The following is a 13,168-nucleotide window of genomic DNA, read 5'->3' on the forward strand; positions in this document are numbered from 1 at the left end:
AGCAATCCAGACTGTCTCCGCGGCGGCAGTCTGGATTGCTTCGCTGCGCTCGCAATGACGGCGTGAATGGATGTTGGATTCTATCGACGATGCAGACTCGCGGAGAGCAACTTACATCTTTGCGCGCTGCGCTATCCCGTCCTTGATCGCCGCAAGCTCTTTCTCGTCCCAGATGCCGATCAAAACCCCGCCCTTCACTTGCAGCTGGTTGTCCGCATAGGCCGCGATCTTCTCGCGCGGCGTGGTGATGTGGTCGTTCGGATGTAGCGCCCAGTCGAACAGCTCGGCCTGCAACCGCGCGATGATGCCGGCACACTCGGGATCGTCGCCGCGATCCGCAAACTCTTCCGGATCGGTTTCGAGGTCGTACAGCATCGGGCGGAAGCCGGAGGCGTGGATGTATTTCCAGCGGCCGTCGAACACCATGAACAGGCGGCAGCGCTCGATCGGCTGGTTCAGCTTCAGCCGTACGTCCTGCATGGCATAGTCATATTCGGAGAACGCCACCTTGCGCCAATCGCCCGGCGTCGGCCCGCGCAGCAGGGGCAGCAGCGAACGTCCCTCGAGGATGTGGCCCGGCACCTTGCCGCCGAAATAATCGACGAAGGTCGGCGCGAGATCGATGCCTTCCACCAGCGCGTCACTGCGCGTGCCGCGCGTGGCGTCGGCCTCCTGCGAGGGATCGATGATGATCAGCGGAATTTTGGCCGACTGCTCGTGGAACAGGTCCTTTTCGCCCATCCAGTGATCGCCGAGATAATCGCCATGATCGGAGGTGAACACGATCATGGTGGTGTCCAGCAGGCCGCGCGCCTCCAAAAACTTCATCAGCACGCCCATCTGGTCGTCGATCTGGGTGATCAGGCCCATATAGGTCGGGATCACCTTCTCGCGGGCATCGTCACGCGCCATGTTGCGGGAGTAGCGCATGTCCATATAGGCGCCGAACACCGGATGCGGGCTCGAGCGTTCGCGTTCGGAGCGGATCACCGGGATCATGTCATCGGTCGAGTACATGCTGGCGTAAGGTTCTGGCGCGATGTAGGGCCAGTGCGGCTTGATGTAGGACAGATGCAGGCACCACGGCCGGCCGTCGGTCTCGGCCTCGCTGATGAAGTCCATCGCGCGCCGCGTCATGTAGGGCGTCTCTGAATGCTCGTCAGGCACGCGCGCGGCCTTGTCGGCGTGCACCAGCAGCCAGCCATTCTGCAAGGAGCCGTCCTCCGCCGCGCCTGAATTGGCCCAGTGCTCCCAGGGGTTGGTGGCCTCAAAACCCTGCTGACGCAGATACTCATCGTATTTCGGGCGAGGGCGGCCGGTCGGATGCAGGCCGTCGTCGCGCTCGTAAGGCTCGAAGCCGCATTCGGCGACATGCACGCCGATCATCGATTCCGGGGGAATGCCGAGCGCCTTCATGCCTTCGATATCGGGCGCCATGTGGGTCTTGCCGACCAGCACGTTGCGCACGCCGATCTTGTTCAGGTGATCGCCGAGCGTGGGCTCGCCGACACGCAGCGGCCAGCCGTTCCAGTGCGAGCCGTGCGAGCGCATGTAGCGGCCGGTGTAGAACGACATCCGCGACGGGCCGCAGATCGGCGATTGCACGTAAGCTTTGCTGAACAGCACGCCGCGCCTGGCCATGGCGTCGATGTTCGGTGTCTTCAGCGTGGGATGGCCGGTGCAGCCGAGATAATCATAGCGAAGCTGGTCGCACATGATCCAGAGAACGTTCTTCGCGCGCGCCATGCGTCATTCCCGCCGTTTCTTGATTGTTTGATGCTGCGATATCGGGAGGGCGATGGCAACCCGCCAGAGAAGCGCGTGCGTGCAGCCACACATTCACATGTCGTCCCGGCGAAGGCCGGGACCCATAACCACGAATCTTCGCGGTATGAAGACTCCCACTCCGAGTCTTCGTCAAACTGCTCCCTGGGGAATATGGGTCCCGGCTTTCGCCGGGAGACGATCAAGCCGACCACGGCTCCGCTTCGGCCGCGCTCTTCGCCTTGGCCGAGACCGGGGCCTCGCCGATCACCTCGACGAGCGCGCGCAACGCTTCCTTCACGCCATCGCCCGTGATGCCGGAGAGCAGCAGCGGCGTCTTCTTGGCGGCACGCTTCAAGCGCTCTTTCTGCTTCTTGAGCTCGTCCGGCTCGACCGCGTCGATCTTGTTCAGTGCGACGATCTCGATCTTGTCGGTCAGGAGCCCGCCATAGGCGTCGAGCTCCTTGCGCACCGTCTTGTAGGCCTTGCCGGCATGCTCGCAGGTGGCATCGATCAGATGCAGGAGCACGCGGCAGCGTTCGACATGGCCGAGGAAGCGGTCGCCGAGACCGGTGCCTTCATGCGCGCCTTCGATCAGGCCCGGAATGTCGGCGAGCACGAATTCACGGCCGTCGGCATTCACGACACCAAGCTGCGGATGCAGCGTGGTGAAGGGATAATCGGCGATCTTCGGTTTGGCGGCGCTGACCTTGGAGAGGAAGGTCGACTTGCCGGCATTGGGCATGCCGACGAGACCGGCATCCGCGATCAGCTTCAGCCGCAGCCAGATCCAGCGCTCGTCACCGGGCTGGCCGGGATTGGCGTTGCGCGGCGCGCGGTTGGTCGAGGACTTGAAGTGCGCGTTGCCGAAGCCGCCATTGCCGCCTTCGGCGAGCACGAACTTCTCGCCAACATCAGTGAAGTCGTGGATCAGCGTCTCGCGATCCTCGTCGAAGATCTGCGTGCCCACGGGGACCTTCAGCACGATATTTTTGCCGTTGGCGCCGTGGCGGTCCGAGCCTGCGCCGTTCTCGCCTTTCTGGGCCTTGAAATGCTGCTGGTAGCGGTAGTCGATCAGCGTGTTGAGGCCGTCGGCGACCTCGATGATGACATTGCCGCCGCGGCCACCATTGCCGCCGGAGGGACCGCCGAATTCGATGAACTTCTCGCGGCGGAACGCCACGCAGCCGTTCCCGCCGTCACCGGAGCGGATATAGACCTTTGCTTCGTCGAGGAATTTCATGGGCCATAGGTAGGCCAGCCGGTCCCGCGCGGCAACCCGGATTGACCAGCAAATCGGCCGAATTTCGGCGATTTTGGTGCCGTGATTAACCTGTCGGTCGGCGCCGGATCAGGAATTTCTGCATCCCCTCCAGCACCAGCTCCTTGCGCTGATTGAACACGGTGCTTGTGAGCGTCACCACGCCGGTGGTGCGTCCCGGCACCAGCTCGGTGACCTCGAGCGCGGGGTAGATGGTGTCGTCGGCGAACACGGGCTTGAGGAACCGGCTCGACTGCTCGAGGAAGCCGACCAGGGAGTCCTCGACCATGAACGGAAACAGGCCGGCGCCGGGCGCGGTGTGGATCAGGGTCTGGAAGCCATGGGCGAGCAGATGCGGCATGCCGCGGCTGCGGCAATATTCCACATCATAGTGCACCGGATGGGTGTCACCGCTCGCGGTCTGGAACGCGGCGAACACCGCCGACGTCTGGGTCCGGCTCGGCAGCACGAAGCGCTCGCCGACCACGAAATCCTCAAACCAGCGTTGCGCGGGGATCATGCGATGCTGGGAGGGATCGAAATCGGTCATGTCAGTGCTCTCTCGTTCGGGCGTTGCTTATCGCTACCGTGATGCGAAGAGTGCGACAATCCGTTCAATTCAGCGTGGCGGGCTTGTCCCTGTGGCCCATGCCATTACAACGACGCCCAATGCCCTTCTTCAAGAATCTCTCCGCCTATGACGACCGCTCGGCACGGCTGGCCGGCATCGGACTCATGGTGCTCTCGATCTTCATGTTCTCGTTCGGCGACGCCATGGGCAAGTTCCTGGTGGGCACCTATTCGGTGGGGCAGCTGCTGTTCCTGCGCGCCTGCGCGGCGCTGCTGCTGCTGTCGCCGCTGATCTGGAAGCAGCGTCACCAGTTCCTGCATCTGGAGCGGCCGCGCCTGCAGCTGTTTCGCGTCGTGCTGTCGACGCTGGAAGTGGCCGCCTTCTTCCTCGCCACCGTCTATCTGCCGCTCGCCGACGTCATCACCTATTATCTGGCCGGCCCCATCTTCGTCACCGCGATGTCGGCGATCTTCTTGGGCGAGAAGGTCGGCTGGCGGCGCTGGACCGCGATCCTGATCGGCTTCTGCGGCGTGCTGATCGCGCTGCGGCCGTCGGCCCAGACCGTCAGCCTGCCGGCGCTGATCGCGCTCGGCGGCAGCCTGTCCTTCGCAACCTTGATGCTGATCACGCGCAGCCTGCGCAAGACGCCCGACATCGTGATGGCGTCGTCGCAATTCATCGGCACGTTTTCGCTGGGGGCTGTGCTGTCGGCCTTCAACTGGGTGCCGCCGACACCGGGCAGCCTCGTGATCTTCGCGATGGCCGGGCTCATCTCGGTGACCGCGCTGTTCTGCGTCAACCGCTCGCTCAAGCTGGCGCCGGCCAGCGTCGTCGTGCCCTATCAATATTCGATGATCGTCTGGGCCGTGATCTTCGGCTTCGTCGTGTTCGGCGATGTGCCGTCGATTGCCACCATCGTCGGCGCGGCGATCATCATCGGCGCCGGGTTCTATATCTATCTGCGTGAGCGTGATCTCGGGCGCGAGAGCGCCGAGGTGAATCCGCCGGCGTAGGTGTCGCCACATATTCAGTCGTCGTCCCGGCCTAGTGCGCAATTGCGCACGGGGGGCCGGGACCCATACCCCCAGGGAGGAGTTTGGCGAAGATTCGGAGTGGGAATCTTCGCGCCACCGGCATTTGTGGTTATGGGTCCCGGCCTTCGCCGGGACGACACCATTGGTGTGGCAGCGGCTGCCTACCTCATCCGTCTCGCACTGCTCCAGCTCTTCAGCGACGCCCACACGCCGCGCGAGAGGCGGAAGCAGTCGACCGGCGTCGAGGAGCCCAGTGCCAGGAAGCGGTGCAGCTGGACGCCGCTCCACTGGAAGCCGCACTTCTCGAGCACCTTGCGCGAGGCGGGGTTGGTGACGCGCGCGCCGGCATGGAGATGCTCGTCCTCGAACTCCTCGAAGAAGAAGTCGATCGCGCCGCGCGCGGCCTCGGTGGCAAAGCCCTTGCCCCAGTGCTCGACGCCGAGCCAATAGCCGAGCTCGGCATTGCCTGATGTGGAGCAGTCGATGCCGACCATGCCGACCGGCCCGGTGTCGTGCTCGATCAGGAACACGGTCTCGCTGCCGATCTCGGCGGTGGCGCGGACGAACTCGACGGCGTCGTCCTGCGAATAGGGATGCGGCAGGCGGCGGGTGTTTTCCGCGACACGGCGGTCGTTGGCGAGCCGGGCGATGGACCTGACGTCGGCGAGTGTCGGCCGCCGCAAGGTCAGCCGCTCGGTGGCGACGACATCAGGTCTCGCCTCCCGCAAGGTCGCGCTCGAGAAATCCTGCAACATGTCCGGCTCCGTGAAAGTCACTAAGTGAAAGTGAGCAAGTCAAACGAAAGGGGAGGCCGGTTTCCCGCCTCCCCCTGGAGCCTTCGATCTCTGTGATCTCTAGGACTCCGCCGGTTTGGTAGGACCCGGCGGACTCCAAATTGATCCACCGTCTATTCAGCCGCCTCTGCAATCGGGAGTACCGATACAAAGGTGCGGCCGTTGGCTTTGGCCTGGAACGTGACGCGACCCTCGATCTTGGCGAACAGAGTGTGGTCCGTACCCATGCCGACATTAAGGCCCGGGTGCCAGGTGGTGCCGCGCTGACGCGCAATGATGTTGCCGGGAATCACAACTTCCCCGCCGAACGCCTTGATACCGAGGCGCTTACCCTTGGAATCGCGACCGTTGCGCGATGAACCGCCTGCTTTTTTGTGAGCCATGGCTCGTCTCCGAAATCCTGCGTAATTCTAGGTCAATTCCTTGACGGAATCATTTCAAAATCTCTCACGCATCAATTCGTGAATGCGCGTGATCGATTTTATGCGGCGTCGGCTTCCTTGTCGGCTTCCTTCACCACCTTCTCCCTCTTCGGACGCGGGCCCTTGGTGGGCTTGGCGCCGTCCGTCAGGATCTCGGAGATGCGCAGCACCGTGATCTCGTCGCGATAGCCGCGCTTGCGGCGCGAATTCTTGCGGCGGCGCTTCTTGAACGCGATGACCTTGGGGCCGCGCTTGTGGTCGAGCACCTCGACCGCAACGGAGGCGCCGGCCACCGTCGGAATACCCAGGACCGGCGTGTCGCCGCCGACCACCAGAACTTCATTCAGCTGGATGATCGAGCCGACTTCGCCTTCGATCTTGCCTACTTCGAGAACATCATCCGGCACGACGCGGTATTGCTTGCCGCCGGTTTTGATGACTGCGAACATCGTTTTTTTCTCCGTGTTCAATCCCGGCCTCGCGACGGATATCGTCGGGGTCGGCTTTTTGTCAGTCGCTATGGGTTTACCAGAGTTTTGTGCGGGCGGGAGTTATCCCTTTGAAAACCCACGCAAAAACAGGCGGCGCGAGAAACGCCCCGCGCCGGTTGGTGGACTTATAGCCGCCGGGCTCGGAGAGTCAAGGAAAACTGCCCAAAAGAGCCCGGATTTGAAGGATTTGGCCGCGCTCGCGGCCTTCAGCCGAATCTCGACCGGCCTTGCAACAAACGGGTTCCCCCGCAGTTAGTCCGCCGGAACAGGTAAGCGGGCAAGGGCTCCCATGGCAACGGACGATCTGGTCAAGACGACGGGCATCGCCCACCACGGCGCCGAGCGGCTGCCGTCGGTGGACGTCGACAGCTTCAACATCGAGATCAAGGACGAGGACGGCTTTCTCGGCGACCGCGCCAGCAAGGGTGCGTTCCGCGAGATCCTCGACCGCTGGCGCAAGCCGCTGCGCAAGACCGGCGAGGACCCGTTCGGCAAGGAGCCGTCGGAGGAGATCAGCAAGAAGACGCTGGATGCCATGCTGGTCGGCGACGACACCGAGGCCTCCGCGGTCGTGCACAGCGCCATCGAGGATTTTGCCCAGGAGCTCGCTTACGTCACGCGCCGTTTCCTCAAGACCAAGGCCTGGGCCAAGACCGAGCGCATCGTGGTCGGCGGCGGATTCCGCGATTCCCGGCTCGGGGAGCTCGCGATCGCGCGCACCGAGATCATCCTCAAATCCGAGGACTTCAAGATCGACATGGTGCCGATCCGCCATCACCCCGATGAAGCCGGCCTGCTCGGCACGCTGCATCTGGCGCCGTCCTGGATTTTCGAGGCCCATGACAGCATCCTCGCCGTCGATATCGGCGGCACCAACATCCGCTGCGGCCTCGTCGAGACCGGCTGGAAAAAGGCAAAAGACCTGTCGAAGGCCAAGGTCGTGACGTCAGAGCTGTGGCGTCATGCCGACGACGAGCCGACGCGCGAGGGCGCGGTGAAGCGGCTCACCAAGATGCTGAAGGGGCTGATCGCCGGGGCCGAAGAGGAGGGCTTCAAGCTCGCGCCTTTCGTCGGCATCGCCTGTCCCGGCGTGATCAATGCGGACGGCTCGATCGAGAAGGGCGCGCAGAACCTGCCGGGCAATTGGGAGAGCAGCAAGTTCAACCTGCCGGCGAGCCTGGTCGAGGGCATCCCCGTCATCGGCGAGCACGACACCGCGATCCTGATGCACAATGACGGCGTGGTTCAGGGCCTCTCCGAGGTGCCGTTCATGCAGGATGTCGAGCGCTGGGGCGTGCTCACCATCGGCACCGGGCTCGGCAATGCCCGCTTCACCAACCGCCGCAAGGACAGCGGCAAGGACAGCGGCAAGGACCGGGACACTACGGAGAACGGCAAGAAAAAGGCCAAGGAAAACAACAAGGACGGCGGCAAATCCGACAAGGGGTAACCTTGACTGGTTAGGTTAAGGACCGGATTGCGTTGCGGCGCATCAGCCGCACGCTAGGGTCGAATCGTCGTCTCACCTGGCCGGCGAAGCCGCCCTTCCCAGCCAGCATTTCAATGAGCGGCACCGGGACCGCCAGTGTTTACCGCGTCTGGCGGTCCCACCCGTTCTCTGGGTTTGCACCGGATGCGTGATTCGGGGCCGATGCCGCCGCCGCGGCGCTCGCGCCAGGACATCGCCAAGAGATCGACGGAACAGTTCGCGTCCAGTTTGCCCAAACTGCCGCCGAAATCCGCAAATGGTCCCGTTCCCGCCCGCGACATCGTCGGACCTGCGGAAAACCGGTCTGATTTTCGTCGCCCGCGCCTTGTCTGGCCCGCCATCCTCGCCTATTAACGCCCCCAACCACAGGGGCCCTGCTCCTACCATGGCGCCTTCAGGAGAGGTGGCAGAGTGGTTGAATGCACCGCACTCGAAATGCGGCATAGGTGCAAGCCTATCGGGGGTTCGAATCCCTCCCTCTCCGCCATCACCAAATCAGCGCCGAATAATCAGCCTGACGTCGACGAAGCTCATCCCGATTGCTCCGCCAGCACCGTTCGGGCCGTGCCCACAAATGCCTGCGCGGCCGGCGACAGCGTTCGGCCCTGCCGCTGGAGCAGCGACACCGGGCGCGTGATCGCCGGGCGCACCAGCGGTCTTGCAATCAGTGTTGGAAACTGGTCGGCCGGCAGCATCGTGGCGGGAAGGATGGCGAGGCCGAGGCCTTGTGCGGTCATGGCGAGCGCGGTGTTGATCAGCGTCACTTCGTAGGTGGGGGCGAGCTGCTTGCCTTGCGCGCCGAGCGCCTGGTCGATCTGCATGCGGATCCGCGTCTCGCGGCGCATCGCGATGGTTGGCATCTGCGCCAGCTCGTCCCATGTGAGGGAACGCCGCGCGGCGAAGTCGGCGGTGCGGCGGCCGATCGCGCTCAGCCGTCCGCGGGTCAGCGTCTCGATGGTCATCTCTGGAAATTCGCCTTCCACACTGCCGATCGCGAACTCCGCGTCGGTTGCGATCAGGCGCGGAACGAGATCGTCGGCGGCGACGTCGCGCATGTCGATCTCGATGTCGGGATAACCTGCGCGGAATTTCGCGAGCACCAAAGGCAGCAGCGCCGACGCGGCGCCGGCCGAGGCCACGAAGGCGACGCGGCCGGCGCGCGCTTGCGCGAGGTCGCGCATGCGCCGCGACAGGCCCAGCGCATCGCTCAGCATGCGTTCGGCTGCGTGAAACGCCTCATTGGCGGCCAGCGTCGGCTGCACCGACCGCGTGGAGCGGTCGAACAGCTTGACGCTGAGCTGAGCTTCCAGCTGCTGGATCAAGAGGCTCGCCGCCGATTGCGTGATGCCCAGCTCGTGCGCAGCCCGCGTGATGCTGCGCGTGCGATAGACGGTGGTGAAGGCCCGCAATTGTCGCAAGGTCACATTCATAGGCAAAGCTCATGAATTGATAAGTTCTTTCCGGCTTATCGCATAAGCGAGCCTGCAATAAAATGCATGCTGTGCGGTCAACGAATCCGCGGCGATACTGGGGATGGAGACGATGAGGACACAGGTGCTGGTCGTGGGCGCCGGGCCCGTGGGATTGACCGCGGCCATGGACCTGGCTTCGCGTGGGATCGACGTGGTCGTCGCGGAAATCCGCCACGCCGGCGATCCGCCCAGCGTCAAATGCAATCACGTGTCGGCGCGCTCGATGGAAATCTTCCGAAGGCTCGGCGTGGCTGCAAAGCTGCGCGACGCGGGACTCCCTGCCGACTTCCCAAACGATTGCTCCTACCGGACCACGGCGACTGGCATCGAGCTGTGCCGTATCGACATTCCCTCCCGCGCGCGCCGCTATAGCGCGACCGGCGGCCCCGATACCTGGTGGCCGACGCCCGAGCCGCCGCACCGGATCAACCAGGTCTATCTCGAGCCGATCCTGTTCAGCCACGCCGCCGCCCAGCCGCGCATCACGATACTGGCGCGCACGGAGATCACTGACATCGAGCAGGACGGCGATCAGGTGGTCGCGCTGGCGCGCGATCTCGACAGCGGCAACTCGCTCCGCATCGAAGCCAGCTTCGTGATCGGCTGCGACGGCAGCCGTTCCCTCGTGCGCAAATCGATCGGCGCGAGCCTGTCGGGGACGCCGGTGATCCAGCGCGTGCAATCGACCTTCATCGAAGCGCCGCAACTCAAGGAGTTGATGGGCGCGCACAAGCCCGCGTGGATGGTGCTCTCGCTCAACCCGCGCCGCTCCGGCACCACGGTTGCGATCGACGGTCACGATCGCTGGCTGATCCACAACCACCTCAAGCCCGATGAGCCCGAGTTCGACTCGGTCGATCGCGACTGGTCGATCCGCGCCATTCTCGGCGTCGACGAGCGCTTCGAGTACAAGGTTCTCAGCAAGGAGGATTGGGTCGGGCGCCGGCTGGTGGCCGATCGCTTCCGCGACCGCAGGGTCTTTATCTGTGGCGACGCCGCGCATCTGTGGATGCCCTATGCCGGCTACGGCATGAATGCAGGCATCGCGGATGCCGTCGATCTCTGCTGGCAATTGGCGGCGCATCTGAACGGCTGGGCGCCGGTTGCGATCCTCGATGCCTATGAGGCGGAACGCCAGCCCATCACCGAACAGGTGTCACGTTTTGCGATGGACCATGCGATGAAGATGATGGCGCAGCGCGGTGGCGTCTCAGTGGAGATCGAGGACGACACGCCGCGTGGCCATGCGGCGCGCGCAGCACTTGCGAGAGCGGCCTACGGTCTCAACGTGCAGCAATATTGCTGTGCCGGCCTCAATTTCGGCTATTACTACGATGCCTCGCCGATCATCGCCTATGATGGCGAGACGCCACCGGCTTATGCGATGGGAAGTTTTACGCCCTCCACCGTGCCGGGGGCACGCGCGCCGCATCTCTTCTTGCGCGACGGGCGATCGCTCTATGACGCGTTCGGACCGGGCTACAATTTGCTGCGGTTCGATGCCGCGATCGATGTATCACGGCTGAAGTCGGCCGCAGAGGCGCGCGGCGTGCCGTTCGCGCTGATCGACGTCGCACCCGATGAGGCGAACGGCGCCTATGCGGAGAAGCTGGTGCTGGTGAGGCCCGATCAGCATATCGCCTGGCGCGGGCACGCCGCCCCCGAAGATCCGCCGGGCCTGCTGGCGCGCCTCACCGGCGCGGCGGCGTGAAGGGAAGGTCAAGCTGCCCGTCTGACGGCGCCGCCAGCCTGGTGGCTCACCAACAAAAAATGCATCGAGGAGGAAGAACGTGTTTCACGTTGCAAGGCGCCGCACTCTGGCCGCGCTGACGGCCGCGACTTTCGCCATGCTGCCGCTGGGAGCCGTTGAGGCGGCCTATCCGGAGCAGTTGATCAAGATCGTCGTGACCTTCCCGCCCGGCGGCAGTGCCGATACGGTCATCCGTGCGCTCGAGCCCTTGGTCACCGCCGAGCTGAAGCAGAGCCTGGTGATCGAGAACCGCGCTGGTGCGGGCGGCAACATCGGCATGGCCGCGGTCGCGCAGGCCAAGCCCGACGGTTACACGCTCGGCGTCGCGCCGGCAGGCGCCCTGACGGTGAACCCGCACCTCAATTCGTCGATGCCGTTCGATCCGAAAGATCTCGCGCCCATCACCCTGCTGGCGGAAATTCCCTTTGTGCTCGTTGCGTCCGCGGACGTGCCTGCGCACAACACGGCGGAGACGATCGCGCTCGCCAAGGCAAAGCCGGGCGCGCTGTCGATTGGACATGGCGGCAATTCGACGGCCATGCATTTGACGGCCGCTTTGTTCACCCAGAAGGCGGGGATCGCCATGGAGCTCGTTCCCTATCGCGGGACCGCGCCGGCAACGGTCGATGTCCTCGCCGGACATGTCCCCTTCGCGGTGCTGGATATCCCCGCATCGCGGCAATTGATCCTCGAAGGCAAGCTCAGCGCCATCGGCGTTTCCTCGGCGCGCCGTCTTGCGTCCTTACCCGATGTGCCGACTCTTGCCGAGAGCGGCATTGCCGGTTTCGAAGCCGTGGGCTGGTTCGGGCTCGTTGCTCCCTCAGGAACGCCGCCCGATATCGTCGGCAGACTCAACGAGGCCTTCGTCAAGGCCCTGAAAGACCCGTCGGTGGTCGAGAAGATCCGGACCCTCGGCGCAGAGCCGGCTCCGATGTCGCCGGAGCAGTTCGGGCGCTTCATTCAGAGCGAAAGCACGAAATGGGGCAAGCTGATCAATGAGGCCGGGATCAAGGCGAACTAAAGCGCGATGCGATGAGGATGAATCGTCATCGCGCTTTAGGCGCACTTTGCGCTAACGCGGCCCTTCGGGTCCGGATCATGCTTTAACGCGCACCGATGCCCGCGCTCTCGATCACCCGCTTGTAGCGTGCGGTCTCCTCGACGATGAACGGCTCCATCTCGGCCGGCCCCTTGTCGGCGATCGACACCTGGCCGTTGGTGGCGAGGTCCGCGACGATGGCGGGGTCGGCGAGCACGGCGATCAGCGCCTCAGAGAGCCTGCCCACGATTCTCGGGTCGGTCCCGGCCGGGACCGAGACCCAGGTCGAGCCGACGCTGACGGCGTCCGGGTAGCCGGCCTCGAGCACCGTCGGCGCGTCGGGCAGCGCGGCCAGCCGTGCCGCGCCGGTGGTGCCGAGCACCTTGACCTTGCCGGTGTCGATCAGCGGCCTGAGCACGGTGAGGTAGTCGAAGGAGACGTCCAGGATGCCCGACATCATGTCGGTCATCTGGCTCGAGCCCGATTTGTAGGGCACGTGGGTCAGCTTGATGCCGGCGGCCGCCTGGAACATCTCGCCGGCGAGGTGCTGGGCGGTGCCGGGGCCGGGGGAGCCGAAATTGACCTTGCCCGGGTTGGCCTTCGCGTAGGCGACGAACTCGGCAAGCGTGCTGTAGGGCGCTGCCGCGGTCGCGACGAGGATCTGGTTCGACGAGCTCACGCCGCGGACGTGGACGTAGCTCTTGAGCGGGTCGTAGTTGAGCTTCGTCAGCCCGAGGTTCGGCTGGATCGTCATAGGTCCGCCGGAGGCGTAGAGCACGGTGTAGCCGTCGGGCTGGGCCCGGGCAACGAACTCCGTCCCGATGGTCCCGCCAGCGCCGGGCCGGTTCTCCACCACCACGGGCTGCCCAAGCCGTGTCCGCAGCAGCTCCGCGATCTTGCGCGAGACGAGGTCGGTGACGCCGCCCGCCCCGAACGGCACCACCCAGGTGATCGCGCGGTTCGGCCAGGATTCCGCGGCCGTCTGCGCCCCCGCGGCGCCCGCCTGGAGCGCCAGCGTCGTCGCGGCGACGAGACACAGGAGCGCTCTCATCACCTTGACGGCGATGCCTTCCATGGTTGC

General features: G+C 64.5%; 13 protein-coding genes and 1 tRNA gene. 6 read left to right on the forward strand and 8 right to left on the reverse strand.

Going from position 1 to position 13,168, the window contains the following annotated elements; translation table 11 throughout:
• Positions 1-111: 111 nt before the first annotated feature.
• The 3 genes from RAD15_RS38625 to RAD15_RS38635 form a co-directional block, all read right to left on the reverse strand.
• Positions 112-1,746 carry an alkaline phosphatase family protein gene (locus tag RAD15_RS38625; protein WP_458183944.1) on the reverse strand — a complete coding sequence of 545 codons (1,635 nt, stop codon included), beginning with the start codon at positions 1,744-1,746 and terminating at the stop codon, positions 112-114.
• A 220-nt stretch (positions 1,747-1,966) separates the two neighbouring features.
• A complete protein-coding gene (gene obgE / locus RAD15_RS38630) occupies positions 1,967-3,007 on the reverse strand; it encodes a GTPase ObgE (RefSeq protein ID WP_458183945.1) in 1,041 nt (346 codons plus the stop codon).
• Between the two features lie 85 nt (positions 3,008-3,092).
• The gene (locus tag RAD15_RS38635; RefSeq protein ID WP_458183946.1) at positions 3,093-3,575 is read right to left on the reverse strand and encodes a MaoC family dehydratase; all 483 of its coding nucleotides are present in this window, start codon (positions 3,573-3,575) and stop codon (positions 3,093-3,095) included.
• A gap of 119 nt (positions 3,576-3,694) precedes the next feature.
• Here RAD15_RS38635 and RAD15_RS38640 point away from each other — a divergent pair, with 119 nt between their 5' ends.
• The gene (locus RAD15_RS38640) at positions 3,695-4,609 is read left to right on the forward strand and encodes a DMT family transporter (RefSeq protein ID WP_458183947.1); all 915 of its coding nucleotides are present in this window, start codon (positions 3,695-3,697) and stop codon (positions 4,607-4,609) included.
• A gap of 182 nt (positions 4,610-4,791) precedes the next feature.
• Here the strand turns inward: RAD15_RS38640 and RAD15_RS38645 are convergent, their stop codons facing one another.
• The 3 genes from RAD15_RS38645 to rplU all read right to left on the reverse strand — a co-directional run bounded on the left by RAD15_RS38645 (position 4,792) and on the right by rplU (position 6,295).
• Positions 4,792-5,385 carry a GNAT family N-acetyltransferase gene (locus RAD15_RS38645; RefSeq protein WP_458183948.1) on the reverse strand — a complete coding sequence of 198 codons (594 nt, stop codon included), beginning with the start codon at positions 5,383-5,385 and terminating at the stop codon, positions 4,792-4,794.
• A gap of 152 nt (positions 5,386-5,537) precedes the next feature.
• Positions 5,538-5,807, reverse strand: coding sequence for a 50S ribosomal protein L27 (gene rpmA / locus RAD15_RS38650; RefSeq protein ID WP_011083253.1), 270 nt, complete (start codon positions 5,805-5,807; stop codon positions 5,538-5,540).
• A 98-nt stretch (positions 5,808-5,905) separates the two neighbouring features.
• Positions 5,906-6,295 (reverse strand): 50S ribosomal protein L21, encoded by a 390-nt coding sequence (gene rplU, locus RAD15_RS38655; RefSeq protein ID WP_458183949.1) that lies wholly within the window; start codon positions 6,293-6,295, stop codon positions 5,906-5,908.
• Between rplU and RAD15_RS38660 the strand changes: the two genes are divergently transcribed.
• The 3 genes from RAD15_RS38660 to RAD15_RS38670 all read left to right on the forward strand — a co-directional run bounded on the left by RAD15_RS38660 (position 6,282) and on the right by RAD15_RS38670 (position 8,313).
• Positions 6,282-6,593 carry a hypothetical protein gene (locus RAD15_RS38660; RefSeq protein ID WP_458183950.1) on the forward strand — a complete coding sequence of 104 codons (312 nt, stop codon included), beginning with the start codon at positions 6,282-6,284 and terminating at the stop codon, positions 6,591-6,593. The two genes, rplU and RAD15_RS38660, sit on opposite strands and share 14 nt — an antisense overlap.
• A gap of 33 nt (positions 6,594-6,626) precedes the next feature.
• Complete coding sequence (locus RAD15_RS38665; protein ID WP_458183951.1) at positions 6,627-7,787, forward strand: ROK family protein; 1,161 nt, start codon at positions 6,627-6,629, stop codon at positions 7,785-7,787.
• Positions 7,788-8,223: 436 nt separating this feature from the next.
• Positions 8,224-8,313, forward strand: a tRNA-Ser gene (locus tag RAD15_RS38670).
• 43 nt (positions 8,314-8,356) lie between these two features.
• On the opposite strand, the gene RAD15_RS38675 is transcribed toward RAD15_RS38670, so the two are convergent.
• Positions 8,357-9,256 (reverse strand): LysR family transcriptional regulator, encoded by a 900-nt coding sequence (locus tag RAD15_RS38675; RefSeq protein WP_458183952.1) that lies wholly within the window; start codon positions 9,254-9,256, stop codon positions 8,357-8,359.
• Between the two features lie 103 nt (positions 9,257-9,359).
• On the opposite strand from RAD15_RS38675, the gene RAD15_RS38680 reads away from it, so the two are divergent.
• Together RAD15_RS38680 and RAD15_RS38685 are read left to right on the forward strand one after the other, a co-directional pair.
• Entirely contained in the window at positions 9,360-11,009 is a 1,650-nt protein-coding gene (locus RAD15_RS38680) for an FAD-dependent oxidoreductase (RefSeq protein WP_458183953.1), read from the forward strand.
• Between the two features lie 79 nt (positions 11,010-11,088).
• Positions 11,089-12,069: a Bug family tripartite tricarboxylate transporter substrate binding protein gene (locus RAD15_RS38685; protein ID WP_458183954.1), complete on the forward strand. Its 981-nt coding sequence runs from the start codon at positions 11,089-11,091 to the stop codon at positions 12,067-12,069.
• A gap of 82 nt (positions 12,070-12,151) precedes the next feature.
• On the opposite strand, the gene RAD15_RS38690 is transcribed toward RAD15_RS38685, so the two are convergent.
• Complete coding sequence (locus RAD15_RS38690; RefSeq protein WP_458183955.1) at positions 12,152-13,162, reverse strand: Bug family tripartite tricarboxylate transporter substrate binding protein; 1,011 nt, start codon at positions 13,160-13,162, stop codon at positions 12,152-12,154.
• Positions 13,163-13,168 lie beyond the last annotated feature (6 nt).

The sequence above is a fragment of the Bradyrhizobium sp. 14AA genome (genome assembly GCF_054185205.1).

What these genes read in the sequence shown, in the direction of transcription:
- RAD15_RS38625 (WP_458183944.1), bottom strand. Translation starts at nt 1,746, where the DNA reads ATGGCGCGCGCGAAGAACGTTCTCTGGATCATGTGCGACCAGCTTCGC.
- obgE (WP_458183945.1), bottom strand. Translation starts at nt 3,007, where the DNA reads ATGAAATTCCTCGACGAAGCAAAGGTCTATATCCGCTCCGGTGACGGC.
- RAD15_RS38635 (WP_458183946.1), bottom strand. Translation starts at nt 3,575, where the DNA reads ATGACCGATTTCGATCCCTCCCAGCATCGCATGATCCCCGCGCAACGC.
- RAD15_RS38640 (WP_458183947.1), top strand. Translation starts at nt 3,695, where the DNA reads ATGCCCTTCTTCAAGAATCTCTCCGCCTATGACGACCGCTCGGCACGG.
- RAD15_RS38645 (WP_458183948.1), bottom strand. Translation starts at nt 5,385, where the DNA reads ATGTTGCAGGATTTCTCGAGCGCGACCTTGCGGGAGGCGAGACCTGAT.
- rpmA (WP_011083253.1), bottom strand. Translation starts at nt 5,807, where the DNA reads ATGGCTCACAAAAAAGCAGGCGGTTCATCGCGCAACGGTCGCGATTCC.
- RAD15_RS38660 (WP_458183950.1), top strand. Translation starts at nt 6,282, where the DNA reads ATGACTGCGAACATCGTTTTTTTCTCCGTGTTCAATCCCGGCCTCGCG.
- rplU (WP_458183949.1), bottom strand. Translation starts at nt 6,295, where the DNA reads ATGTTCGCAGTCATCAAAACCGGCGGCAAGCAATACCGCGTCGTGCCG.
- RAD15_RS38665 (WP_458183951.1), top strand. Translation starts at nt 6,627, where the DNA reads ATGGCAACGGACGATCTGGTCAAGACGACGGGCATCGCCCACCACGGC.
- RAD15_RS38675 (WP_458183952.1), bottom strand. Translation starts at nt 9,256, where the DNA reads ATGAATGTGACCTTGCGACAATTGCGGGCCTTCACCACCGTCTATCGC.
- RAD15_RS38680 (WP_458183953.1), top strand. Translation starts at nt 9,360, where the DNA reads ATGGAGACGATGAGGACACAGGTGCTGGTCGTGGGCGCCGGGCCCGTG.
- RAD15_RS38690 (WP_458183955.1), bottom strand. Translation starts at nt 13,162, where the DNA reads ATGGAAGGCATCGCCGTCAAGGTGATGAGAGCGCTCCTGTGTCTCGTC.